Raw genomic sequence first — 291 nt, 5'->3', positions numbered from 1 at the left:
CTCGCGCCGGCATGGTGTGACGGAATGCGGAAAGCGTATTCGCGAGCAAACACGCGATTGTCATCGGACCCACGCCGCCTGGGACAGGTGTAATTGCTTGAACGTGAGCAGCCTCTGCAAATGCGACATCGCCAACAAGGCGCGGCTTTCCGCCTTGCGTCACCCGATTGATACCGATGTCGATGACAACCGCGCCTGGCTTGATCCAATCACCTCGGATCATTTCTGCGCGTCCGACCGCGGCGACTAGAATGTCGGCCATCCTGCAGAGAGCCGGAAGTTCGCGGGTCT

At 59.8% G+C, this 291-nt stretch carries 1 pseudogene; it reads right to left on the bottom strand.

The features are described 5' to 3' along the window. Positions 1–291, bottom strand: a pseudogene (locus tag EH240_RS37655) (bifunctional methylenetetrahydrofolate dehydrogenase/methenyltetrahydrofolate cyclohydrolase); the annotation flags it as partial.

The sequence above is a fragment of the Mesorhizobium tamadayense genome, assembly GCF_003863365.1.
Taxonomy (GTDB): Bacteria; Pseudomonadota; Alphaproteobacteria; order Rhizobiales; family Rhizobiaceae; genus Mesorhizobium; species Mesorhizobium tamadayense.
Note: the sequence above shows the minus strand (reverse complement) of the source record. Positions and strands in the feature narration are given on the sequence as shown.